Source organism: Agrobacterium bohemicum, from assembly GCF_002896715.1.
GTDB lineage: Bacteria > Pseudomonadota > Alphaproteobacteria > Rhizobiales > Rhizobiaceae > Agrobacterium > Agrobacterium bohemicum.
The window spans coordinates 170,301-194,536 of sequence record NZ_PGEL01000020.1 but is presented as its reverse complement, the minus strand read 5'-3'; the positions used below and the strand labels follow the sequence as shown (position 1 = coordinate 194,536).

The following is a 24,236-nucleotide window of genomic DNA, read 5'->3' as shown; positions in this document are numbered from 1 at the left end:
CCGCCCGGCTGTTACCGGGCGGCACCTTTGTTTTCACTGGTCCACGACAATGTCCCAATTCCAGCTTCGACCACGCCGTCCGGCCCGGCCTATGCTTTATCTCGCGCCAGCCATCGCGTTGCTTGCCGTATTTTTTCTAGCGCCGATCGTTGTCAATGCGGTCATCGCCTTTACCGATATGGGCGCTAACCTGCGCGTCGGCCACTTTACGTTCCAGAATTTCGAACGCATCGTTCAACGCGATGCGCGCATGCCAATGGTTCTGCTGACAACGCTTATCTATGTCACCGCGACCCTGTTCATTTTCAATATCGGCCTCGGTGCGCTATTGGCGATGACATCAACAGCAATACCCGACAAGCTCGGCAATTTTTTCCGCGGCCTGTGGCTGTTGCCGCGCATGAGCCCGGCCGTGCTCTATGGTATCTTGTGGATATGGATTGCCGATCCGTCACCTTCGGGCTTGCTCAATCAAGTCACAGGCACGTTCGGTCTGCCGCCGATAAATCTGCGCAACGATTTTCCGCTGTTCCTCATCATTCTGGCAAATGGCGTCGTTGGTGCATCTTTNGCCATGGTCATTCTGACTTCGTCGATCCGCTCCATCCCTTCCCATCTTGCCAATGCGGCGCGTGTCGATGGGGCCAGTGAATGGGGCGTCTTGCGGCATGTCGTGGCTCCCGCACTCTCGCAACCGATACGGCTGATCTCCATCTATCAGGCGCTGTCGCTGATGACGACTTTTGAATATATTCTGCTCATCACGGGTGGTGGACCGGTTTACGATTCCACGCCCTATGCCCTCTACATCTATCGCCGCGCCTTTGAAAACGGCGCTTATTCTTACGGTGCAGCGCTGGCGCTGGGCTTTATGGTTATCGGGGTTGTCGTCACGTTGCTGCACTGGCGCGTCACCAACATGAGCTCAACTTTTGCGGCTCCAAAGATAGAGGTGTTGTGATGACACTCATTCAGACCAAGGCCGTTTCCTCTGCTGACTGGGTCAGCCTCGAACGCCGGGGTGCAGTCCACAGAGCGGGTTTTCTGTCGGCTATCATTCTTTNCCTGACGATTGTTTCTGTGCCGGTTCTGCTGCCTTACCTTTGGTTGCTGGTAAAGTCGCTGACGTTGTCTGACGAAGCGGTCAGCCGGATCGTTCTTTGGCGCACATCTGCCATTGCGGGCGTTTCTTATCTCGGCGCAATCGCACTTGCACTTCTGGCAGAGCGTTTGCGCAAACCGGCCCTTTCATGGGCAGCACTCTGCTTGGTTGTTGTCATTCTGGTGACGATTTTTCTGCTCCCGCACATGACGCTCGATAATTATCGCTTCCTTTGGAACCGCGATATTGCTGGCACCGGCACCACCAAANTGGACCTGATGCCTTCCATATGGTCGGCATTCGGAAGCTCCGTCGTGTTCGCTGTCAGCCAGACAGTTATCGTCACGCTCGTGGCGACGCCGGCGGCCTATGCCCTGTCGCGCTTCGCCTTCGCCGGTCGCGAGACCTTTCTGCGTGGTCTGTTGATGTTGCATGCCTTTCCGGCACTGGCGCTGACCGTCGCGATTTTCATCCAGCTTCACTATATGGGCCTGCTCAATAATCTCGCGGGCGTGGTGATGGTGCTGAGCGCGTTGGAACTGCCATTCGCCATTTTCGTGCTCAAGAGCTTTTTCGATAACGTCCCCTGGGACATCGAAATGAGCGCTGTGACGGACGGTGCCACCCGCTCCCAGGCGTTTCGCATGATCGTGCTCCCGCAGGTCAGCGGCGGCTTGATCGCGGTTGCCACTTTCACATTCCTGAAGGGCTGGGAGGAATATGTCTTCGTCCAGACGCTGCTCATCGACAAANGTCAGATGACAATGAGCCTCTACCTCTTCTTCGTCGCACAGGACAATATGGGCGCAGACTACGGCATGATCGCCGCCGTCGGCATCATTTATCTACTGCCTGTGCTGCTCCTCTACACTTTCACGCAGAAGTACATCACCCAGATGAGCTTTGGCGGGATCAAGGGATAATTGCCATGGCCAAGATCACTCTCGATAAACTCACCAAGAACTGGGGAGAGACCCAGGTTCTGAAACCGATGAACCTGACCATCGAAGACGGGGAGTTCGTCGCAATTCTTGGGCCATCCGGTTGCGGAAAATCCACGACGCTGTTTCTTCTTGCAGGCCTTTACGCCCCCACCGCAGGACAGATCGCTTTCGATGGCCACAACGTCAACAGTGTCGACGCGCGCGATCGCAATGTCGGTATCGTCTTTCAGTCCTACGCGCTCTATCCGAACCTGACCGTGAGGGAAAACATCGCCTTTCCCCTGCGCTTCAAAACCATTGACAAGCCAGAAGTCGCAAAGCGGGTGGAGGAGGCGGCAAGCCTCGTTCAGATCAGTGCGCTGCTGGACCGACGCCCGTCGCAACTGTCTGGTGGTCAGCAGCAGCGTGTGGCACTTGCCCGGGCGTTGGTGAAAGAGCCGAATATCCTTCTGCTGGATGAGCCGCTGTCTAACCTCGACGCCACCTTGCGGATTACCATGCGTGCGGAGCTGAAAAGCATTCAGAAACGACTGGGTTTCACCACGCTGATCGTGACCCATGACCAGATCGAAGCGATGACCATGGCGGACCGGATCATCTGCATGAACAATGGCGAGATCGCGCAAATCGGCACGCCGGATGATCTCTATCGTCGTCCCAACAATCTGTTTGTGGCTGGCTTTATTGGTACGCCGCCCATGAACCGGATTAAAGGGAAAGCGGCCGGTCGCCGCCTGCGGCTGGGTGAGACATCGCTCGACCTCAACGTTCAATATGATGGTGAGGTGACGTTCGGTTTGCGGCCGGAAGACATCAGTCTCATCTCGGATGCAGAAGCGGCATTGAAGGGTCAGATCGCTACCGTTGAGCCAATGGGTCGGGAGGTGTTCTATACCATCGATACTCTTGCAGGCCCCATCCACGCTTTGGAATATGGAGAGGCGGTGCGGCACGCGCCCGGTGATGCCGTCGGAATCTCCTGCAAGTCGGACATCACGCTTCTCTTCGACGTATCGGGCAATCGCATCACCAATCTACACGCCCATGTATCGCATCAAANTATCCGGGCGAGAACGCTCGAGCCAGCAAACTGACAGGATTTTCTCGTGACCAAGATCGTATCCCATCGCGGTGCCAACCACTTTGCGCCGGAAAATACCTTTGCTGCCGCCGACCTCGCGATAGAGCACGGTGCAGACTATATCGAGCTTGATGTGCGAGAGAGCGCCGACGGCGTACTCTATGTTTTNCATGATGAAACGCTGGACCGCACCACCAACGCCACCGGCTCGCTTGGCCACGTCTGGTCCACAGAAATCGATGCACTTGATGCCGGAAGCTGGTTCGGAGACGATTTCAAGGGCGCCATCGTCCCACGGCTCGATGCTTATCTGGAACATCTTCGCGGTCGCGCTGGCGTCTATATCGAGTTGAAATATTGCGATCCCGCCAAGGTGGTGGCGCTGGTGCGTGACCTCGGCATGGTGCGTGACACGTTCTACTTCTCGTTTNCCGAAGAAATGCGGCGCGACCTTCAACTTATTGCCCCGGAATTCCGCAAAATGATGACGCTCAACATCGCGAAATCACCGTCGTTGGCCGGTGCCGTTCACCACGCGTCGATCATTGAAATTACCGTAGAGCAGATGCGTCGCCCCGGCATATTGGAAGCGTGCGGCAAGGCAGGTCTCGAGGTCATGACCTATTATGGCGGTGATGATCCGGCTATTCACCGCGAGATCGCAAAGGCTGGTGTTGACTACATCAACCTTGATCGTCCGGATTTGTTTGACGCCGCCCGACGCGAATTGCGTGGAGAAGCTGCCTGATGCAAATCGCAGTCGTTGCGGACGCTCACCTGCACGATCTTTACGGCGGTTACGGCATGCTGGAAGAAGCGAGCGGCGAGGTAGCCCTGCGAACACTTGCCGACACGATGGCCTCAACGCGTGTTTTCAATGAAAGCCATGCTGCGTTCATTGCCGTGCTTGACGATATTGTCAGGCGTGGCATCCGCGATGTCGTTCTTCTCGGTGACTATTCCGACGATGGTCAGATGGATGCCGTTGCGGCGTTGAAAAAGGTTCTGTCTTTATACGAAAACAGCCATGGCATGCGGTTTTTCGTGACCTTTGGAAATCACGATTGTTTCGGTCCAGAGCCGCGCCATCAGGCCAAGTGGTTGACGAAGGCCGATGGGCACGACCCTCTCCTGGTAACGAGCGATGAGCGCGCGAAAACACCGGCCGTTATCCAAGCCGGAATGCTGGGAATGTCGACGGATCACGCGATGAAATCCATGGCCTATTATGGCGTCGGGCGGCCCGAGGGAGTAGGACACTGGGAGACGCCTTTCGTCAATTGTAGTGGCCAGGAACATCAACGGCGTCAACGCAGCGATGCAACGTGCCTGGACGCGTCTTATCTCATCGAGCCTCAAGATGGACTGTGGCTTTTGATGCTGGACGCCAACGTCTTCCACAGGGTCAACGGCACGTGGCAGGTCCGTTCCGATGCTGCCTGGGATCACATATTGGAAGAACGCCCCTATATCCTGACATGGATATCTGACGTGGCAGAACGCGCTATTCGCACGGGCAAGACACTTCTCGCATTTTCGCATTATCCAGCCCTTCCACTCGCTCTGACGGGTGAGGGTGAGACTGTGCGTTGCGCCTGCACCCCGGACTGGCATGAGCGTATGCCTTCGCTAAAGAGCAGCCAGCGACTGGCAGAGGCGGGGCTCCGATGGCATTTCAGTGGCCACATGCATGTGGCGGGNCGCATTGAGCTCAATAGTCTGATAAACCTCGCGGTACCATCCCNTGTCGCCTATCCGGGTGGATATATCATCGTCACGATCGAAAACGGTGTCGTGTATCCCGACACGGTGCATTTGAAAGAAACCAAGGGATTNGATATCGGATTTNCCGCCTATGAAAATCAGATTGTTGATTTNAATAACCCCATCAGCACGCCGTTACTTGCCTGTTCGACTTACTCAGAGTTCCTGCGTTTGCACCTATTGCATCTGGTCGCGACGAAACATTGCCCGAACGACTGGCCACCAAATCTCATTATCTATCTCGATCAACCGATATCGCATCTTTTCATCGGGTATGCAGAACTGTCGTCAGTTATGGAAAAATGGTCGAGCGTGGTGTCGCAACCGTTTCGTATCATGATGGAGGATTATTACATTCTCCGCGCAGGCGGAGAATTAGCGCTCCAGGATATCCCGCCGGATCGTAGCGACTTTTATCTTGATCTGGGACGCGCGCTTGAAGCGTGTGGACAGGTGGAGAGTGATCCTGTCAGCCACGTCTTTCTAGAGCGGTTTTTCGCTTGTTTCGACGGGACATTTGAACTCAGGAAANTGATTGTTCAAAGTGATCTTTGCCACAGATTGTCCAGGTCGTGGCCATAGTCACAATCGGTGCCGCCGATTATTTTGGTCTGGGTACCGACGCTGCCAGCCTCGATCGCCGTCGCCTTTGTGCTTCACGTTATTCTCCGGCGGATTTTTNAAGAGGCCTCTATTTTTNCTCCGGACGACTTGGTGTCATGCGGCGGAAGATTCTGTCCTTGAGGATGAAGTGATGCCACAACGCAGCAGCGACATGAAGAAGGACAATTGCCGCTGCCAGATACGCCAGAGTTTCGTGGACACCGGTCCACAAGGCCTCAGATTTATCAGATATTTCGAGTGGCAACCCGGGGACAACAACAATATCGAAAACGTAGCGGGGGATCTGGAGCGGAGATGTAGAAGCAACAGCCCAACCGGCAAGGGGCACCGCCACGGTAAGACATAAAAGTAAGGCGTGAGTGACGCGCGCACCGATATTTGCCGCCCTACCCGAACCAGCGGGAGGATGCGGCTTCCTGCTCAACACAGACCATATAACGCGCGGTATCGCGAGCGCCAGCACAACAAACCCGACAGACTTGTGATACTGGAACAGGTTGAACTGAAGTGCAGGATCGACGTCATCGCCACTCATTAAGTATCCAAGCGCAAGCTGTGCGATGAACAGAAGCGCAATTGTCCAATGGAAANTGATCGCTATCAAGCCATAGTTTTTCGCAGAGCTTTGCCAGCGTTTTTCATCGGTGGGTGTGGTGGAGGAAGACACATCAAGATTGTTCATTGGCTAGCTCAACTGCTGATACATTTCTTTGGCAATGGCATCCATGCGCTTGGGNTCGAGATTGCCCACCAGTGAGCAACGTATGGTTTCGTCGTCCCATGAGACTGTTTCGAGTGCACCCACGTTTGTGCGGCGCATCGCGGTATCTTCGGAATCAGAGGCCGGAACGATATAGAGCGTTACGCGCTGTCCGGTCGCGTCCTCATACATGAGCTGGGCCGCAGCCCCGGTCGAGCTTGGCAACACTCGTCCCCCTACCAGCTGCAGGCCGTGACTTTCAAGGTCTGGAATGTTGAACTTCCGATCCAGCCTTTTCATCAGCCATTTTNGCAAGTTTGATGAATCTTCGGCGTTTGCCCGGACCTCGACAGGATGTAGAATCTCGCTCGCAAACAAACTATGCGCCTGTGCGGCGGCGGTAATGATGGAACGGGTTTCTTCATCGTTTCGCTGTATGAACCCATGCCCGAACCAGCCCGCAGTCAGTCCAATAGCCAGAACAAGTATCGATGCTGCTGCCAGATTGCGCCAGTGAGCACGCTCCGATCGCACCCGACGCTCCATCCGCGCGATATCGAGATTGGCGGGCAACGCGCCTTCGTCGAGACGGCCATAAAGCGCCGTGAGGGCTGCATTTTGCTCCAGCCACGCCTTCACCTTGCGTGCATCTGCGGGATTGGAATCTAGATAGGCCGTAACGGCATTGCGGCGTTGGTCATCAAGTCGACCATCGACATAAGAAATGAGATCCGCTTCGGTTATCTGCGGCTGGCTGCCGGTCATTTTATCACCTTGAGATTGGGCTGGTCTTCTTGGGTCATTCGGGCAAGGGAAGAGCGGGCTCTACCCAATCGTGACATGAGTGTTCCCAACGGAATTTCGAGTACCTGCGCCGCCTCTGCATAACTGAAGCCTTCGACCACGACGAGGAGAAGTGCCTCACGATGTTCAGCGGACAGCGTTTCGATAGCGCGCGCCATTTCCGCAAGCGCTACGCGGCCGGTCTGGGCGGCCGGTACGAACAGCTGGTCTGCAACATCGTCAATCGGCACCTGCGCGGGCCGCCGACTGCGGCTGCGCAGGTTGTTGCGCCAGACATTGATCAGCACGCGGTAGAGCCACGGCCGCAATGGACCATCGGGCCGCCAGAGCGCCTGTTTGCGGATAGCTCTTTCCAGGCAATCCTGGACGAGATCGTCAGCGGTATCGCGATTGTGCGTGAGCGCATTCGCGTAACGTCGAAGGGCCGGAACGCTCTTTGTCATCTCATCCAGAAAATCTGGCATGATTGCTATTCCTTAGCTATATGCCACACGCCGCCGACGCCATTGCCGGTGACATCGCCCGGCTTTTTATCCATCTGCCAGAGATAGAGCGGTTTTCCCTCATGGGACCACTGCATGGTACCATCCTTGCGCGCGATCGGCTTGTAATCGCCATCGGCCTTGTCCGTCTTCGTGGCTGCAAGCGGCGGCCATTTCTTCGCACAGGCATCATAGCAGGCAGATGCGCCATCGGTGCCCTTGTCGAACGTGTAGAGGGTCATTCCGTGAGCGTCGGTCATGATCGTGCCCTGCGCCGTTTCTGTTTCGACAACCGCGCCGCCCGCATAGGGTTCGGCAAGGGCGGCAGTGCCGGTGGCAAGTGTTACGAGACCTGCGATAAGAAGATGATGTGCACGCATGACATAGTCCTTTGAAGAGAAAGACGAGTCGGACAGGATGTCCGATAATGACCAGAACACCAGCCATTGGCGTTTAATCCCGCCGCGCTGATTTTTCTGACACATTTTATATCGCGACTTATCTTACGCCTTTCAGGTCCATGTCGAACGCAACGGTGTTAGAGTACAGCGGCACACCGATGCCCATACCATAAGGCAAGCGCGGAATGTTTCCGGTGACATGGAAGGTGACCGATCCGGTTTTCTGGTCCATGAATGTGGCGTAGAATGTCTCCGGTCTCGAAACACCGCGTGCCGTAAGAATTCCTTCAACGAGCGCGCTACGAGGACCGTCCTGAACGACGCTCTTGGAGCGGAATGTGATCTGAGGATAGGCGGCAATATTGAACACCGCACTTGACGTCAAAAAGCTCTCGACCCGCGCCTGCCCCGTCTTAACGCTGGCGGGGTTGAGGCTGATCTCCACATAGGACTTTGCTGGCTGGTCGGCATCAATGTCAAACCGCCCCGTTATATCCTGAATGGTACCCTTTATTCCCGGCCCCGCAACTTGCTCGATAGAAANCCCGATATGAGACGCCGGGTCGATTTTATAGCGCCCGGCGGCGGAAGAAAGTGGATCGGCTAACGCGGGCGCGCATGCCAGCGTTATAGCGAGAAAAATAGCATAATGAGTATATCTCACCGCAGTTGCTCCATTGTTGAATAAGTAACCTCATTCAACAGAACACCTCCGTTGCGGATTTAATCCTCAGTCGGAATATTATGTCTTCGATTTGCGAATCGTGGTGTGGCGCTAACAAGCAGGCCGCGGAGGGTGCAGGCATGGCACCGTTCCCGAAACCTCACGTTTTCGAGCCCCCATAATTGTGAAAACTGGTCCATGTCTTCCCTTCAGGGCCGCTCATGCTCGCCGCGGACCCCATCAGTCTCGAAGTTTTTCGAGCAACACGTTCCTGCTGTTGTGTTTCGAGACGTAGTCTGAGGAAAANTCGCAAAANCAAAATACAGTCGCTTCCCCAATTCAAGTGCGAGAAAAATAGTGCCGCGCAGTAGCAGATCGAGACTGATATTCGCAAAAGCTTGGGGCTCCGATCAGCATCATGGAATTTCCGCGCACAAATATTCATCAATTTGCAAANCGCAAATAATTTAATCCAACGTCTTGTGGAGCTTGTTTTCATGTGATTGTATAGACAACTTATTGAGTGAGGTGGCCGACGAAATTCGAGGTGGCCCCTGACGAGAGGAGAGATTGCATGATCGTCTTCGACAATGTCACCAAGCAATATCCGGGCGCGGCCAAGGCGGTAAGCGGCTTGTCTCTCGAAGCGCCGAAAGGAAAGCTGACTGTATTCGTTGGTCCTTCAGGCTGTGGCAAGACGACGTCGTTGCGGATGATCAACAGGTTGATCACACAAACCTCCGGGTACATCCTTCTTGACGGAGAACCGACCGAGAGCATGGATGTTGCCGTGCTGCGGCGTCGGATTGGCTATGTTATCCAGCACGCAGGCCTGTTCCCGCATCGAACAGTCGTACAGAATATCGCGACCACTGCACGCCTCAACGGTGCGCCTAAGCAGAAAGCTCTTCGCACGGCGCATGAGCTTCTTGAGCGCGTCGGGCTGACGTCCGCTTTCGCTGATCGCTATCCATGGCAGCTCTCTGGCGGCCAGCAGCAACGTGTCGGCGTTGCACGCGCACTTGCCTCAGATCCCAAGTTCATGCTGATGGATGAACCGTTTAGCGCGGTTGATCCGGTCGTTCGCTCTCAATTGCAGGACGAGTTTCTTCGTTTGCAGCGTGAGATGGGCAAGACGATCATCATGGTAACCCATGACATCGACGAAGCCTTGAAGCTGGGCGATAAGGTGGCGGTGTTGCGCTCGGGCGGTACGCTTGCGCAGATCGCCACGCCTCAGGAGCTTCTGGCGCGTCCGGCCGATGCCTTTGTTGCAGATTTTATAGGTCGGGATAGGGGTTATCGCTTTCTGAGTTTCGCCGAATTCCACGCGACAGTCCCCCTTGGCGCGGAACCGACAGCGTTGCTCGGTACGACGCCGGAAGCCCTTCGCAGCGTTGCGATTGATCGCTGGGTTCTGGTGACAGATACCGAAAAGCGTCCCATCGGATGGGCCGATGCACAGGGTTTGAAGCAGCCGCTGCGGGATGGAGACATCAATCTCAGTGGAACTCTGGCGCCGGAAGGCAGCAGTTTACGGCATGTGCTCGACGCCGCGCTCAGTTCCCCTTCNGGCCGGGNCGTAGTCGTGGGATCATCGGGTGAATTTATAGGCACAGTGACACTCGCCGACGTGGTTGCCGCCATCGATGCTGCGCGCGTCGGGCGATTCGGAGGGCAGCCATGAGGTTCGATTGGCTCTACCGTGAATCCGGACGGATTTTCGAACTCTTCGTCTGGCATCTCGGCCTCTCCGTCATCCCGGTTGTTATCGGTCTCCTTCTCGCGTTGCCGCTCGGCTGGCTTGCGCAGCGCGCCGGTTTGTTTCGCTCTACACTGTTGGGTGCCGCCGGGCTTCTTTATACAGTTCCGTCGCTCGCGCTGTTCGTTCTCCTGCCGCTTGTCCTTGGAACGCGAATCCTCGATCCGTTGAATGTCGTCGTCGCTTTGACGGTCTACGCGCTGGCGCTTCTCGTGCGCACTGTAAACGATGGCCTGGATTCGGTATCTCCAGATGTCCTTCAGGCAGCCAATGCCATGGGTTATCGCCGCGCGGCGCGCTTGCTGCTCGTGGAACTGCCGCTCGCGGTTCCGGTCATTGCCGCCGGACTGCGTGTCGCCGTTGTGTCCAATGTCAGTATCGTCTCCGTGGCGGCGCTCGTCGGTACGCCGCAGCTTGGCCTCCTCTTTACGCAAGGGCTTCAGTTGCGGTTCCTGACGCCCATCATTGCAGGCATCGTTCTTTGCATTGTTCTAGCAGCTGTTCTGGATGGGCTGGTTTTGTTCATCGCGCACCGCCTGACACCCTGGCAGCCGAGGAGTGCGGAGCGATGATTGACTGGTTCACAGACCCTGCACACTGGACGGGATCGGATGGTATTATCGTTCTGGTCGTCCAGCACCTGGCTTACAGTTCTGCCGCACTCCTGTTGGCCTGTCTGATCGGCTTACCGGTCGGGCTTTATGTCGGGCACACCCGGCGTGGCGTCGTTTTCATCGCCGGTCTGGCAAATGTCTTGCGCTCGCTTCCAAGCCTCGGCCTTATCGCTTTACTCGTGATCCTGTTCGGTCCTGTCTTCGCGTCTGATATGGCCTTTATCGTACCGAGCCTGATCGTCCTTGTCCTTCTGTCCGTGCCGCCGATCATGACCGGGAGTTATGCCGGTATTGCGGCTGTCGACCCGGCAGCGGTAGATGCTGCACGCGGCATGGGAAAACGTCCTCTGGATATCCTGTTCGACGTCGAGCTACCGTGCGCGCTGCCGCTGATCTTCTCCGGCCTGCGCAGCGCCACGCTCCAGATCATTTCGACAGCCACGATTGCCGCTTATGTCTCCCTCGGTGGGCTTGGTCGGTTGATCATCGATGGACGGGCGCAGAACGATTATTACCAGATGGCAGCCGGTGCTGTTCTCGTTGGGGTTCTGGCGCTGACCGTCGATCTCGTAATCGGAATCATATCGCGGTTCACCGTTTCGCCCGGTCTGACGCGCCGTCTTAAACGGAATCATTCTTAGAATAGCATGTTTTTCTAGCCCAACGATTATTCAACCTCAAAGGAGAAGCTCGCATGGCATTCAAGATTTCCACCGCCGCTGGCGCGTTCGCGCTCATGGCCCTTTCTGCCGCTTCGGTGTTTGCCCAAAGTAATCCGCTGGCAGAACCCACCGCTGCGCGAACCGATACGAAGACAATTATCGTCGGTTCCGCCGACTTCCCGGAGAGCCAGCTTCTGGCAACGATTTACGCCAAGGCGCTGGTCGCCAAGGGGATTGCGGTCGAGACGAAGTTAAACATCGGTAGCCGCGAGGTTTACATTCCGGCGCTGCTTGACGGATCGATCGATCTTCTACCGGAATATGCCGGTGCGACAATGAGCTATCTCGACAAGAATGCGACAGCCCATTCGCCAGCCGATGTGGCGGCGGCCCTTAAGGCAGCCTTGCCGAAGGGTGTGTCGATGCTTACACCGTCCGCCGCACAGGATTCTGACAGCGTTGCCGTGACGCGTGCTACAGCCGAGAAATACAAGCTGAAGACGATTGCCGATCTCGCGCCCGTTGCTTCGGAACTGGTGCTTGGCGGCCCGCCGGAATGGAAGACACGCAAGGAAGGTATCATTGGCCTGAAGGAACTATACGGTCTTGAATTCCAGTCGTTCAAGTCGCTCGACGTTGGCGGTCCGCTGACATTATCTGCACTGGTTAACGGTCAGGTGCAGGCAGCAAACCTGTTCTCGACCGATCCTGCCATCGCCGCAAACGATCTCGTCGTTTTGGATGACGTCAAGAACCTCTTTCCTGCTCAGAACATCGTTCCTGTCATTGCCACACCGAAAGTCAGCGACGTCGTGACAAAGACGCTCGATGCTGTTTCTGCCGCGCTGACAACCAAGGATCTCGTCGTCATGAACGGTCGTCTGGCCAACCATGACAGCTTCGATGTCGTGGCTGGTGACTGGCTTACCGAACACAAACTGAATTGATCATAGACAAGGGCGCGACACTCGCCGCGCCCTTGTCCACTGATTTNGAATATGGGTGAGCTCATGACGATGGATCGCGGCACAGAAACTCTCCGAGGAAATGATGCCACTGGTACATAAGAATGCCGATGACGGGCAGGGCGAGGAAGGTTACGCTGCGCCGCTTTATGTCAAACTGAAAGACTATGTCCGTAGCCGCATCGAAACTGGTGAGTGGAAGATTGGCCAGCGCGTTGCCTCCGAGAACGAACTGGTTGAAATTCTTGGTGTCAGCCGGATGACGGCCAACCGGGCTTTGCGTGAACTCGCCGATGAAGGGCTTGTGGTGCGAGTGCGGGGTAAAGGCTCGTTCGTCGCCACAAAAAANCTGACATCGCAGTTTCAAAGTGTTCCCAATATTGCCGACGAGATCCGCCGGAACGGCGGTGTTTACAGCGCACGAGTCATTCTTCTTCAGACAGAGACCTGTAATGCTGACTTGGCCGACGCGCTTGCCCTGCCAGCCAGCAGTCTTGCCGTGCATTCCATCATCGTGCATGCCGAAGATGGCATTCCGGTGCAAATCGAAGATCGTTTTGTCAATCCCGACTGCGTGCCCGATTACATAAATCAGGATTTCAGCCACGTTACGCCGAACGGATATCTGACCGAAGTAGCACCCTTCGTCAGGGCGGAGCAGCATATCGAGGCAGTTGGCGCGCAGGCTTGGGAATGCAAGCTTCTGGCGATCTCCAAAACGGAACCCTGCCTGCTCGTGCGTCGTCGCACGTGGTCGGCCAAGGGCGTCGTCTCCTCCGTTCGTCTCCTTTATCCTGGCAGTCGTTATCGACTTTACAGCAGCAATTGATGCTTGGGCTAACACCCGCCGATCTCACAGGTTTCAAAAATGGAAANCGTCCTGCCGCCTCTCGCATTGCCGTCAGCATCCGCTAGGAAAACCTCATGACCGTTCTTCTGGATAACGGGCTGGACTGGCGCGCCGTTGCGCGCATCAGCGAAGGTGAGGTGCTTTCCCTCTCGGAGGCAGCCTATTCAAGAATCGATCTGGCAAGCCTAATCGTGGACAACATCATTGCGAGCGGTGTCCGTGCCTACGGTATCAATACCGGTGTGGGCGCTTTATCGGATACGGTGGTTGATCGCACGGTTCAAGGCCAACTTTCACACTCCATCGTCCTCAGTCATGCCTGCGGTGTCGGTCCACTGCTGGACGCTCGTGAAGTACGAGCTATCATCGCCGCGCAGGTTGCCAATTTTGCCCACGGCCATTCTGGCGTCCGGCGCGAAATCGTTTCGCATCTGACAATGCTGCTGGAGCACGACTGCATTCCCCACGTGCCGTCGCGCGGCTCGGCAGGCTATTTGACGCATAACGCACATATCGCACTTGTCCTGATCGGCGAGGGCCGCGCTCAACTCAGTGGTCGCACGCTCAGTGGTCGAGAGGCCTTGGACGCGATGGGTCTTAAACCGCTGGTGTTGGGTGCCAAGGAGGGGTTGAGCCTAGTCAACGGGACCGCCTGTGCTACGGGCCTATCGAGCGTGGCGCTCGCTCGCGCCATCCATCTGCTCGACTGGGCGGACGCTATTGCGGCGTTGACGCTTGAAGCGGCGGGTTGTCAGATTGGGGCTTTTGATGAGACCATTTTGGCACTGCGCCNTTCGAAGGGTATCGCGACCGTCGGTGCATCAATTCGGTCCCGCCTTCATGGTAGCGGTTTGATTGCGGTGGCACAGGGCAGGCGAACGCAGGATGCGTTGAGCTTGCGGGCAGTTCCGCATGCACATGGTGCCGCGCGCGATGTCTTCGATGTCTGCGCATCCATCGTTGACCGCGAACTTGCCTCCGTTACAGACAATCCCGCGATCCTCGGGACACCTGAGCATCCCATTGTCGCGTCGGAGGCCCATGCTGTTGCGCCTGCACTTGGTCAGGCAGCGGATAGTCTCGCAATCGCTATAGCGCAGATTGCCGCAATGAGTGAACGCCGCATAGACAGGTTGATCAATCCTCTTGTGAGTGGCTTGCCGCCCTTTCTTGCCACCGATGCCGGAAGCCATTCCGGTTTCATGATCGCGCAGTACACAGCCGCAGCCCTTGTCGCAGACAACCGACGCCTCGCCTCGCCAGCTTCCACCGATGGCGGTCTGACATCGGGTTTGCAAGAGGATTTTCTGGCTCATCCCACCGCCGCGGCCAACAAGCTACTCGCGCTTCTCGACAATGCCGAATATATTCTGGCCATCGAATGGATGGCCGGAGTGCAGGCACATGATTTCCTCGAAAGCGTTGCAGAGCGGGCGGCTGGAACGAATGCGCTCTACGATGCGCTTCGAAAACACCTCCAGACTTACGCGGACGACAGACCACTTTCCTTGGATATCGAGATAGCCAGGATGTTGCTACGTGAGCATGCTCCACCGGCTTGATGCGATCAGGATTCACGCGGCATGGACGTTACATATCGAATGGGAGATCAAGTCCCTTGGCGCGGATGAAAGGCAATCCTTTGCGTTGAGCAGTCCAACCAATGACCTGAAGATCTTGCGCGGCAGGTTCATATTTCTGCGCGAGCATCCAGGATTTGCAATCGATGGCAGCAACATCGGCCCGGCCTTCAGCCAGCGATATCATCGAGCAACGGTGTGCGCCTGTTTCCAGCAGACTACCAAACAAACCAAGGCTTTCGCCCGCTGTCTCGAGATCGCGCTTGAGGCTGAGGTAACCGGACAAGGACTGGCGCTCGTTGAATGCCATTGTTTNCTGGTGAAAGAAATCCAGTGGCAGCAATGCCTTGCCATCCAGTGAAGGGGCAGTAGCCTCTCCGCCATCAGCTTTACGGGCAATGACGGCGCTGGAGTAGAACTCACCTTCGCCACCTTCAATGCCATCATAATCGCTCTGTCCGATCACCTGAACATGATCTTGCAGGCCATGTCCCATTGGTCCCCAGCAGGTACTTGAAATCAGCAGGTCGGGATGACGCCACAGAACGGCCAGATCAAAGTCATCGGGATCAAGCGTTGCAGGATCTGCGGCGATGACGGTTCCGTCCACTCCACAAATGCCGCCGGGAACGGGCGGCATATCGCCATTGCGTCTGATGAGATTTTGAGGCGCATCGATACCGTTGTGGAGAAATCGGCTGCGCATATCTTCCCAAAGCGCATCGGTTTCGTTGCGCAGTTCAGGCCAGTCATACATCGGCAGTGCGGCAATCCATGTCACGTTAGAATATCCCGTTTCGTTCTATTCTCGAGCTACATAGGCCGGAATATCGTCAGCCACAGGTAATATGGGTGACGTTCGTGAAACCGCGTCAGTCAGTCTCAATGCCGGGTGCGCCACCGGCTCCTTGGCATTAAAAGCAAAGGCACGGAAAACCTCGAAATAATTATGAAACACGTATCCGTCGTTCATCTTTTGCCACTCGGCCCGTCTTGCGCTGTAAAGCGATGGCAATTTGTACCATGCGGCATTGGGCATTTTGTGATGTACGAAATGCAGGTTGTTGTAGAGGAACAGCGGCGCCAGAATGGAATTTTCGACGATGATCGTTCGCCCATCCGGCTGCTCGGACCATTGATGTTCGCAATAGGAGCGGATGGCGATGATGGAGACACCGAGATAGGCGGCGACGCTCACATAAAGCCAGATCGGAATACCGAAAACAAAAGATATGACCAGCAATGTCGGGATCAGGCCGGCCAGATGCAAGGTCCAGGCATGGATGACCCGGCGGTCCCCATGTGTAATTTNGCGCCATTCGGCGAGCGTGAAACCAACCACCATCAGCGGCGGGCCGATGATCAAACGGCCGATGAAGGTGTTGTTCCAGCCAAGAAGAATTTTCAGAAACGATGGCATCTTCTTCCAATCGCCCATCGCCCGGTAATAGCTTTCTGGATCGTCGAAAGGATCGGTCAAACGCTCATCGGCGTGGTGCTGCAGATGCGTGCGCTTGTAGCTGCGGTAGGGGTAAAAANTACCAATGGGCAAAANTACGAATGCTTCGTTGAGGCGAGCATTACGAGTTGGGTGTCCGTGCAGAACTTCATGTTGAAGCGAGGAGTGCAGCGCCACCGCTATGCCCATCAGCATGAGTGAAATGAAGGGAAGTGTCGGGTATAGCAGATACCCTGCGCAGATCCACAAACCATAACAGGCGGCTAGGAGCGCTATTGTCGGCCATTCAATTCGGTAACGTTTTTTTGCGCCGCGCAAGCGGATTGCTGGCGCAGCCGGATTTGGAAATATGTCTGTCATTTCATGCTCTTGATGCCCCGATACAGGCAGAGTCGCATCCGCTTTTGCTATGCACAACGAGTTTATGATGACCAATTGTTGATTCTGATCACAATTTAAGGAATATGATGATAATTATAAACAAACAGGTGAAAAGTGGACAAAAGAACCCTTGCGGACCTGTTCCGGGCCCGCCTGATTCAGTTGGTGGAGCGGGCCGGGGAAAGCCAGTCATCCTTNGCTGCTGCGATTGGCATCGATCGATCAGCGCTTTCGCAGCTGCTCTCCGGTGATTCCGCACGGCTTCCGCGCGTAGAAACGCTCCTGAATATTGCCGAGCGCCACTCGGTTTCGCTCGACTGGCTGCTTGGCCTTTCCCACGATCAGGGCTTGATGGGTGAACTGCGACCAAGCTTCGAGATCGAGGAAGGCGGGGCGGATTACACCGATACGCTTTTGATGAAATGGCATGCGGAAGCGACAGGCTCTAAAATCCGCTATGTGCCTGCACGCATTCCTGATCTTCTGCGCACGCCTGAGATTATCGCTTTCGAAGCGATGGGTGCGCATCAAAGTGTTATGGCGCAGGTCAGCGAAACGGCCTTTCGTCTCGACTACAACCGGCAGCCTGGCACCGACATGGAAGTGTGCATGCCTCGCGAAACTCTGGAGGCATTTGCACATGGGCACGGCATGTGGAGCGGATTGGATCCCCACATACGTGCAGAGCAACTCCAGCACATGTCTGCATTGATCAGCGAACTCTATCCGTCATTCAGACTGTTTCTGTTCAATGAAAAAGAACGTTTTTCCGTGCCCTACACCATCTTTGGCTCGCAACGGGCAGCGCTTTTCGTGGGCGGCATGTATCTTGTTCTCAACAACGCGGAAGCCATCCGCAAGATGCAGTGCCACTTCGATGAACTGATCCGTTTCACATGCATTCACGCCCATGAGACTGCTGATTTNGTAAAAAANCTAGACATCAGATAGTGGCCAATCGTGAACCGCGCTGCTCAAGGTGATCAATCAGGGCCTTACCATCAACTGCAAANCGACAAGTCATCAAGGTATTGGGCGTTGCCTCCACCGGCCCGGTCGCCCCCTCAATTGCGGCACCCGCATCCCNGCGGCAGGGGGTGCATGGCTCCCGCACACGGTTGATCCATTACCCCCGTCAAGCAATACTCAAGCGGCACGTACGGTCAAAAGATCGTATTTTCTGAGGATGTCTCTGATCTTATCGTCCTGTTCGGTATTGGGCATCAATGCGGGCTGGCGACTTGCGCCGACAGACGCGTCCTGCAAATAGAGCGCGCGTTTGACCATCGCCGGAGGAAAACCGTGGGCATAGAGGTCCGTGCGGAAGGCGGTGTAAACGGACTGTTGACGTTCCGCTTCCGCAATGTCTCCAGAATTGAAACCATTGACGATACCGGCAAGAACGTCGGGCATCGCGTTGCCGAGACCGGAGATGCAGCCCGCGGCTCCATTTNGCAGTGCCCAGAGGACGAGATGATCAGGGCCGGAATAGACCTCGAATCCATTGACCTCCTTTGAGACCTGCAAGTAAGCCTCCAATGTCTCCTGCGCCCCGCCGGAATCCTTGATCCCGGCAATATTGCCATGGGCCGCCAGTTTTCGCGCCGTTTCGGGTTCGATGTGGTTCTGGGTGCGCGCTGGAATGTCATAGAGATAGACCGGCGTGTTCACCGCATCTGCCACCGTCGAAAAGTGGCGAACCAGACCATCCTGCGTGCAGGCTATGAAGAATGGTGTGATGACGGCAATGCCCTTGACGCCGATGCGGTCGAATTCCTTGGCAAGCTGCAGCGTCTCGAAAGTCGCGGGCATACCGGCATTGACGATGACATCGACCTTACCGTCGACTTCATCGACCACTTCTTCCAAAAGCCGGATTTTTNCGGAATGAGTGAGCGCGGTGAAATCGCCATTGGTGCCAGCGCACATGATGTTGTTGCCGGCAACCACTTGACGGCGAACCTGCGCGCGGGTGGCGTCGTAATTGATAGTCTCGTCATCGTTAAAGCAGGTCACGATCGCGACGGACGCTTTTCTGGTCATCATCTATACTCCGGTCATTCAATCAGGAAACGCTGGCGAGGCGAGCATTCCGGTTGGCCGCCTGGACGTCCGGGTCAGGGTCGAGGGTGGCGGAAATCAGGGCTCGTGTGTAGCGCTGCTGTGGATTGTTGAAGACTTGCGCAACTGTGCCGAACTCGACCACCTCACCTTTCTGCATGACCATGACGTAGTCTGCAAANTCGCGCACCAGAGGCAGGTCGTGAGCGATGAAGATGAAGGCAATTCCCATCTCTCGGCTCAGCTTGTCGAGCAGCCTCACCACCTGCGCCTGCACCGATACGTCGAGCGCCGAAACGGCCTCGTCACAAACGATCAGTTGCGGCTCCAGCGCAAGCGCGCGAGCAATGGCGATACGCTGACGCTGGCCACCGGAGAACTGATGCGGGTAGCGGCCCATATGTTCGGGCGACAGCCCGACTTGATCTAGCAATTCTGCGGCGCGTGCGCGCCAGTTCGCCTTGGGCAGAATCTCCGGGTGAATGACCCAGGCCTCGGATATCAACTGGTAAACCGTCATGCGCGGATTGAGCGATTGGGTCGGGTCCTGAAACACCATTTGCAGGTCGCGGCGCAGTTTGAAGAGATCGCCCGGCGAAAGCGCAAAAAGGTCTTGGCCTTTCCAATGCGCCGTGCCGCTATCCGGGTCATCGAGGCGCAACAGAATGCGGGCGAGGGTGGATTTTCCAGAACCGCTTTCACCGACGACAGCAACCGTTTCGCCGGCCTTCAGATCAAAGGAAATGCCCTTCAGTGCTTCGAAACCGCCATAGGACTTGCGGGCATCCCGAACCTTCAGGATCGGCTCGCCATCGGTAGAAGGCTCGTGCAATTGACCCTTGCCGGGGGCTGCTGCGATCAGTTTCTTGGTATAGGGGTGCTGTGGATTGCGGTAGACTTCGCGAACGGTGCCACTTTCGACCAGCACGCCTTTTNCCATGACGACCACACGGTCAGCGACTTCCGACACGACGCCGAGATCGTGGGTGATGATCAGAACACCCATGCCGGTTTCGCGTTGCAGTTCCTTGAGCAGCGCCAGAACCTCCGCTTGCACCGTGACGTCGAGCGCTGTGGTCGGTTCGTCCGCGATCAGCAGGTCGGGTTTCAACGCCAGCGCCATGGCGATCATCACGCGCTGTCGCTGGCCACCGGAAAATTCGTGTGGATATTTGTCGAGCGCCTTTTCAGGCTCCGGTAGGGCCACCCGTTTGAACAGACGCAAGGCTTCGGCCTGGGCTTGGCGGTTATCGATACCGTGCGTTCTTAGCGCTTCGCGCATCTGCCAGCCGACCGTGTAGACCGGGTTCAAGTGGCTGAGCGGGTCCTGAAAANTCATGGCGATGAGGCGGCCATTGACGGCCCGGCGGTCCTCCGCACTCATCTTCAAAAGGTCCTTGCCGTTGAGCAGGATTTCGCCAGACGAAATCTTGCCGGGCGGCATGTCGATCAGGTTCATGATCGCAGAGGATGAAACCGACTTGCCAGAACCGCTCTCACCCAGAATGGCGAGCGTTTCGCCACGGTCCAGATGGTACGAGATGTTGCGCACAGCTTTGACAGTTCCGGTAGCGGTATAGAAGTCCACCGAGAGGTTGCAGACCTCCAGCAAATGATCAGCCATTTTTCGGTCCTTTCATTTCCAGGCGCCAACGCTGGACGGGGTCGAGCGCAATACGCAGCCAGTTGGACAGAAGGTTGAGTGATAGCGTGGTGAGGATGATTGCCAGACCCGGCCAGAAGGACAGCCACCAGGCATTGGTGAGATACTGACGGCCCTGACTGATCATCAGACCCCAGGTGATCTCAGGCGGCTGAATGCCGATGCCGAGGAAGGATAAGGCACTTTCCGCCAGCATGACATAGGCGAAATCCAGCGTCGCCAGGGTCGTGAGCGTTGGCAGAACGACGGGCAGGATGTGGCGGAACAGGATGCGCTTGGACGACGCGCCCATGACACGTGCCGCCTGCACGAACATACGACTGCGGATCTCCATCACCTCGGCGCGCGTGGTACGGAGATAGACGGGGATACGCGTAATCGACAGAACCAGCATCAGGTTGAGGATCGAAGAACCCAGAATGTAGAGCACGATTACTGCGACAAGCAGCGAGGGGAACGACATGATGACGTCGGCAAGGCGCATGATGATCTGGCTGGTGCGCTGTGACGAAAAGCCTGCGATCAGGCCCAGCAGCGTGCCAACGACGGCAGATATGAAGACTGCCCCGGCGGCGACCATGATGGTGTTCTGCGTTGCAACAATGATGCGTGGCCACAGCGGCCGCCCCAGCGCATCGGCACCGAGCCACATGAACCATTCGCGGCTGAAATCGAACGGCGCGAGGTTACGGCCACGCAGGTTCTGTTTGGTCGCGAGTTCGTTGAGCAGGGTCGGGCCGATAATTGCGAGGATGATCACAAGGATGAGAAAGATCGCGGCACAGAGCGCAAACTTGTCTGCCCAGAGCATGCGTGCCATGCGCACGATGGCGCTGGCTTCTTCAGTGACGGGTTCTTTTGCGCTGCTGTTATCGGCGGTGTTGGGGGATTGAATGGCCATGGTCATATCGATCCTCAGTAGCGGATGCGCGGATCGAGCAGCGCATAGGCAAGGTCGATCACGAGGTTCATGAGGAAGATGGCGAAAGCGGTGAGGAGGATTGCCGCCAGCACGACGTTGAAGTCACGCTGCAGAATGCTGTCGATCATCAGCTTGCCAACGCCGGGGAAACCGAAGATCGTCTCGATAACGACAGCGCCATTGAGAAGGCTCGCGGCCTGGTCTCCGATGACGGTGATGACGGGCAGCATCGCATTGCGCAGCGCGTGAATGAAGATGATCGGGCCGGATTTCACGCCCTTGGCGCACGCTGTCTTGACGTAAGCAGACGACAGCGCCGAGATCATCGATCCGCGTACGACCTGCACGATGATGCCGAAGGGGCGCACGAACAGCACGCCGATCGGCAAAATCCAGTGGGACAACGTGCCGGTACCGGAGGTGGGCAGCCAGGAAAGCTGGATGGCGAACACGACGATGGCGACGATGGCCAGCCAGAAGTCAGGCACCGATGCGCCGATCAGCGAGACCATCGAGGAGAAGCGGTCGAAGAAACCGCCGGTGCGGAATGCGGCGAGCGACCCGACGACGATGGCGCAGATGGTCACCAAGGTCATGGTGATGACGGCAAGCCACAACGTCCAAGTGAAAGCCTCGAGCACCACGTCTAGGGCAGGGCGGGCCTTACGCAAGCTCTCGCCGAGATCGCCCGTCATGACATTGCCGACGTATTGGACGAACTGCACAAGAAGCGGCTGGTCCAGCCCGTGCAGGGCACGAAACTCGGCTTTCATCTGAGCGGAGGCTTCGACGGGAAGAAACAATGACGCAGGGTCACCGGTCAGACGGGACAGAAAAANCACCATGACCAGAAGCCCTATCAGCGAGATAAGGCTGGCGAGGGCGCGTTTGCGGATGAATCTGAGCATTGAGACCTCGATCTAGCTGGAATGGCCGGCAAAGGTTTCGCCGTCCACTTCACGTCGACAGGACGATCAAACGCCCTCTGGTTGGATCGGCAGAGCGGCAAATGATGACGTGCCGCTCTGACCTCTGTTCAAGGAGGAATTTCCATCCTGCCCACATGACCGTGACCCGATCAAGGCTGGCAGGATGGTGTCTTCAGGGCTTACTTTTTGAAGCCAATCTCCGAGAGCTGCAGCATGGAGTTGGTGGCGATGGTGGGCTTGAAGTCCAGACGTTCCGACACACGGGAGTAACCGACCATGTGGAACAGGAGGACATCGGCAACCAGATCGTCATGGACATAGGCGATCAGCTGTGACCAGAGTTTTGCGCGTTCGTCACCGGTCGCGGCAGATGCGCGGGCGATCAGGTCATCCACGGTCTTGTCGGAAAAGCCCGACTGTGTGCCGTTGGTATCGTACTTGAAGAACATCGTAAACGATGGGTCGCCCTTGGAATTGTCGTGCATGGCAGCAACGATCTGCGGACCACGGCCTTCCTTGAACGGCTTCGAGTAATAGACCTCATGCTCGGCGACTTCGACGAAGCGCAGCTCGACCTTGAAACCAACGTCCTGCAACTGCGCCTGCACGGCTTCCATGATTTCCGTCACATTCGGGAAATTGGCTGTGCGCGCAATGATGGTGATCGGGGTGTCGACCGGAACGCCAGCGGCCTTGGCTTCTTCAAGCAGCTTCTTTGCCTGATCGGGATCGTAAGGGAAAACCTTGACGTCCGGGTTCCATCCAAGCGTCGTCGGCGGCACCAAGGCAGTTGCGAGAACGGCGTCCTGCGGAACGAGCGTGCCGATAAACGCCTGCCGGTCGATGGCAAGGTTCAGCGCCTTGCGAACGCGGACATCGTTGAGCGGCGCGATATTGCCATCGAGGCGCAGATACACCGTTTCGCTGTCGAGATAGGAGAAGTCCGTCTTGTCGTTGGTCGCATCCACCTGGGAAATCGACGGAGCGAGACCAGCTTCACCGGCTTGAACCATGGCGGCGCGAACGGCTGGATCGGCACGGAATAGATATGTGGCCTTGGTGACGGCGGGCTTCTTGCCCCAATAATCGTCACGGGCATCGAGAACGATCTGCTGGCCCGGCGTCCAGTTGGACAGCTTGTAGGGGCCGGTGCCGATAGGCTCGCGCACGAATGCCAGCGGCGTTCCATCCGGAACAATGGTGACGAGGGAGAGCAGCAGCGGCAGGATCGGCTGAACCGGATCGACCTTGAAATCGATGGTGTTGTCGTCAACGACTTTAACGTCAAACTTCATGCCGCCGAAATAACGGCGCGACTCGCAGATGTTCTTGTCGCTGAAAATGCGGTCGAAGCTGTATTTGACATCCTTGGCACCAAAGGTCTTGCCGTCGGAGAATTTGACGCCCTGACGCAGGTGAAAACGCCAGGCGCCATCGCCGGTCTGTTCCCATTTTTCGGCAAGGCGGGGCATGACACCCTGTTTGCCACGCACGTCGAGCTCGGTCAGCGTTTCGCTGACATTTTCCATGATGACGCGCCCGATATTGGAGCGTGTCGCCATGCAGGGCTCGAGCAGGTCGGCCTCTTCAGGCAGAACGATCTTGATATCCGTCGACGCGGCCTTGACCGGTGCGATGCCGGTGCTGAGTACGAGAACGGAACCCAGAATGGCTCCGAAANGATGTGAGGTTTTCATGTCATTCTCCTCCCTATAGGTGCAGATCGCACCGCTTATTACTCACCTCGCGACGGCATCGATGCGACGCGGTTTGAATGCATTCCTCCTTGAAGCCCTATGCGCCACCAGAGATACCTCGTTCT

At 56.4% G+C, this 24,236-nt stretch carries 23 protein-coding genes; 12 read left to right on the top strand and 11 right to left on the bottom strand.

The window, feature by feature from the left end; translation table 11 throughout:
• The first annotated feature begins 49 nt into the window (after positions 1-49).
• The 5 genes from CUC55_RS06280 to CUC55_RS06260 all read left to right on the top strand — a co-directional run bounded on the left by CUC55_RS06280 (position 50) and on the right by CUC55_RS06260 (position 5,473).
• Positions 50-961 (top strand): carbohydrate ABC transporter permease, encoded by a 912-nt coding sequence (locus CUC55_RS06280; RefSeq protein ID WP_103087297.1) that lies wholly within the window; start codon positions 50-52, stop codon positions 959-961.
• On the top strand, positions 961-2,025 hold the full coding sequence (locus CUC55_RS06275) for a carbohydrate ABC transporter permease (RefSeq protein WP_103087296.1): 1,065 nt from the start codon (positions 961-963) through the stop codon (positions 2,023-2,025). The genes CUC55_RS06280 and CUC55_RS06275 overlap by 1 nt, the downstream gene beginning before the upstream one ends.
• 5 nt (positions 2,026-2,030) lie before the next feature.
• On the top strand, positions 2,031-3,140 hold the full coding sequence (locus CUC55_RS06270; RefSeq protein WP_103087295.1) for an ABC transporter ATP-binding protein: 1,110 nt from the start codon (positions 2,031-2,033) through the stop codon (positions 3,138-3,140).
• A gap of 12 nt (positions 3,141-3,152) precedes the next feature.
• Entirely contained in the window at positions 3,153-3,875 is a 723-nt protein-coding gene (gene ugpQ, locus CUC55_RS06265) for a glycerophosphodiester phosphodiesterase (RefSeq protein ID WP_103087294.1), read from the top strand.
• Positions 3,875-5,473: a metallophosphoesterase family protein gene (locus CUC55_RS06260; RefSeq protein ID WP_103087293.1), complete on the top strand. Its 1,599-nt coding sequence runs from the start codon at positions 3,875-3,877 to the stop codon at positions 5,471-5,473. The genes ugpQ and CUC55_RS06260 overlap by 1 nt, the downstream gene beginning before the upstream one ends.
• Positions 5,474-5,582: 109 nt before the next feature.
• Here the strand turns inward: CUC55_RS06260 and CUC55_RS06255 are convergent, their stop codons facing one another.
• The 4 genes from CUC55_RS06255 to CUC55_RS06235 form a co-directional block, all read right to left on the bottom strand.
• Entirely contained in the window at positions 5,583-6,197 is a 615-nt protein-coding gene (locus tag CUC55_RS06255; RefSeq protein ID WP_103087292.1) for a cytochrome b, read from the bottom strand.
• 779 nt (positions 6,198-6,976) lie between these two features.
• Complete coding sequence (locus CUC55_RS06245; protein ID WP_067652403.1) at positions 6,977-7,483, bottom strand: sigma-70 family RNA polymerase sigma factor; 507 nt, start codon at positions 7,481-7,483, stop codon at positions 6,977-6,979.
• A gap of 5 nt (positions 7,484-7,488) precedes the next feature.
• A complete protein-coding gene (locus CUC55_RS06240) occupies positions 7,489-7,881 on the bottom strand; it encodes a COG4315 family predicted lipoprotein (protein WP_067652468.1) in 393 nt (130 codons plus the stop codon).
• 118 nt (positions 7,882-7,999) lie between these two features.
• Entirely contained in the window at positions 8,000-8,566 is a 567-nt protein-coding gene (locus tag CUC55_RS06235; protein ID WP_103087290.1) for a YceI family protein, read from the bottom strand.
• A gap of 574 nt (positions 8,567-9,140) precedes the next feature.
• On the opposite strand from CUC55_RS06235, the gene CUC55_RS06230 reads away from it, so the two are divergent.
• The 6 genes from CUC55_RS06230 (at position 9,141) to CUC55_RS06205 (ending at position 14,981) form a co-directional block, all read left to right on the top strand.
• The gene (locus tag CUC55_RS06230) at positions 9,141-10,253 is read left to right on the top strand and encodes an ABC transporter ATP-binding protein (protein WP_103087289.1); all 1,113 of its coding nucleotides are present in this window, start codon (positions 9,141-9,143) and stop codon (positions 10,251-10,253) included.
• Positions 10,250-10,900 (top strand): ABC transporter permease, encoded by a 651-nt coding sequence (locus CUC55_RS06225; protein WP_067652398.1) that lies wholly within the window; start codon positions 10,250-10,252, stop codon positions 10,898-10,900. The genes CUC55_RS06230 and CUC55_RS06225 overlap by 4 nt, the downstream gene beginning before the upstream one ends.
• On the top strand, positions 10,897-11,583 hold the full coding sequence (locus CUC55_RS06220; protein ID WP_067652396.1) for an ABC transporter permease: 687 nt from the start codon (positions 10,897-10,899) through the stop codon (positions 11,581-11,583). The genes CUC55_RS06225 and CUC55_RS06220 overlap by 4 nt, the downstream gene beginning before the upstream one ends.
• Positions 11,584-11,636: 53 nt before the next feature.
• Entirely contained in the window at positions 11,637-12,551 is a 915-nt protein-coding gene (locus CUC55_RS06215) for an ABC transporter substrate-binding protein (protein ID WP_067652394.1), read from the top strand.
• A 103-nt stretch (positions 12,552-12,654) separates the two neighbouring features.
• Positions 12,655-13,398: a histidine utilization transcriptional repressor HutC gene (hutC, locus tag CUC55_RS06210; protein WP_103087288.1), complete on the top strand. Its 744-nt coding sequence runs from the start codon at positions 12,655-12,657 to the stop codon at positions 13,396-13,398.
• 95 nt (positions 13,399-13,493) lie between these two features.
• Positions 13,494-14,981, top strand: a complete 1,488-nt coding sequence (locus CUC55_RS06205) for an HAL/PAL/TAL family ammonia-lyase (RefSeq protein WP_103087287.1) — start codon at positions 13,494-13,496, stop codon at positions 14,979-14,981.
• 28 nt (positions 14,982-15,009) lie between these two features.
• On the opposite strand, the gene CUC55_RS23560 is transcribed toward CUC55_RS06205, so the two are convergent.
• Both CUC55_RS23560 and CUC55_RS06195 read right to left on the bottom strand, forming a co-directional pair.
• Positions 15,010-15,495 carry a phosphate/phosphite/phosphonate ABC transporter substrate-binding protein gene (locus tag CUC55_RS23560; protein ID WP_425352759.1) on the bottom strand — a complete coding sequence of 162 codons (486 nt, stop codon included), beginning with the start codon at positions 15,493-15,495 and terminating at the stop codon, positions 15,010-15,012.
• A gap of 306 nt (positions 15,496-15,801) precedes the next feature.
• Positions 15,802-16,818: a fatty acid desaturase gene (locus CUC55_RS06195; protein WP_103087285.1), complete on the bottom strand. Its 1,017-nt coding sequence runs from the start codon at positions 16,816-16,818 to the stop codon at positions 15,802-15,804.
• A 135-nt stretch (positions 16,819-16,953) separates the two neighbouring features.
• Between CUC55_RS06195 and CUC55_RS06190 the strand changes: the two genes are divergently transcribed.
• The gene (locus CUC55_RS06190) at positions 16,954-17,790 is read left to right on the top strand and encodes a helix-turn-helix domain-containing protein (RefSeq protein ID WP_103087284.1); all 837 of its coding nucleotides are present in this window, start codon (positions 16,954-16,956) and stop codon (positions 17,788-17,790) included.
• Positions 17,791-17,985: 195 nt separating this feature from the next.
• Here the strand turns inward: CUC55_RS06190 and CUC55_RS06185 are convergent, their stop codons facing one another.
• The 5 genes from CUC55_RS06185 to CUC55_RS06165 form a co-directional block, all read right to left on the bottom strand.
• Positions 17,986-18,882: a dihydrodipicolinate synthase family protein gene (locus tag CUC55_RS06185; protein WP_103087317.1), complete on the bottom strand. Its 897-nt coding sequence runs from the start codon at positions 18,880-18,882 to the stop codon at positions 17,986-17,988.
• A 22-nt stretch (positions 18,883-18,904) separates the two neighbouring features.
• Entirely contained in the window at positions 18,905-20,524 is a 1,620-nt protein-coding gene (locus CUC55_RS06180; protein ID WP_103087283.1) for an ABC transporter ATP-binding protein, read from the bottom strand.
• On the bottom strand, positions 20,517-21,383 hold the full coding sequence (locus CUC55_RS06175) for an ABC transporter permease (protein WP_170063832.1): 867 nt from the start codon (positions 21,381-21,383) through the stop codon (positions 20,517-20,519). Before CUC55_RS06175 ends, CUC55_RS06180 begins: the two co-directional genes overlap by 8 nt.
• 95 nt (positions 21,384-21,478) lie before the next feature.
• Positions 21,479-22,393 (bottom strand): ABC transporter permease, encoded by a 915-nt coding sequence (locus CUC55_RS06170; protein WP_103087282.1) that lies wholly within the window; start codon positions 22,391-22,393, stop codon positions 21,479-21,481.
• A 200-nt stretch (positions 22,394-22,593) separates the two neighbouring features.
• On the bottom strand, positions 22,594-24,111 hold the full coding sequence (locus CUC55_RS06165) for an ABC transporter substrate-binding protein (RefSeq protein WP_103087281.1): 1,518 nt from the start codon (positions 24,109-24,111) through the stop codon (positions 22,594-22,596).
• Positions 24,112-24,236: the final 125 nt, after the last annotated feature.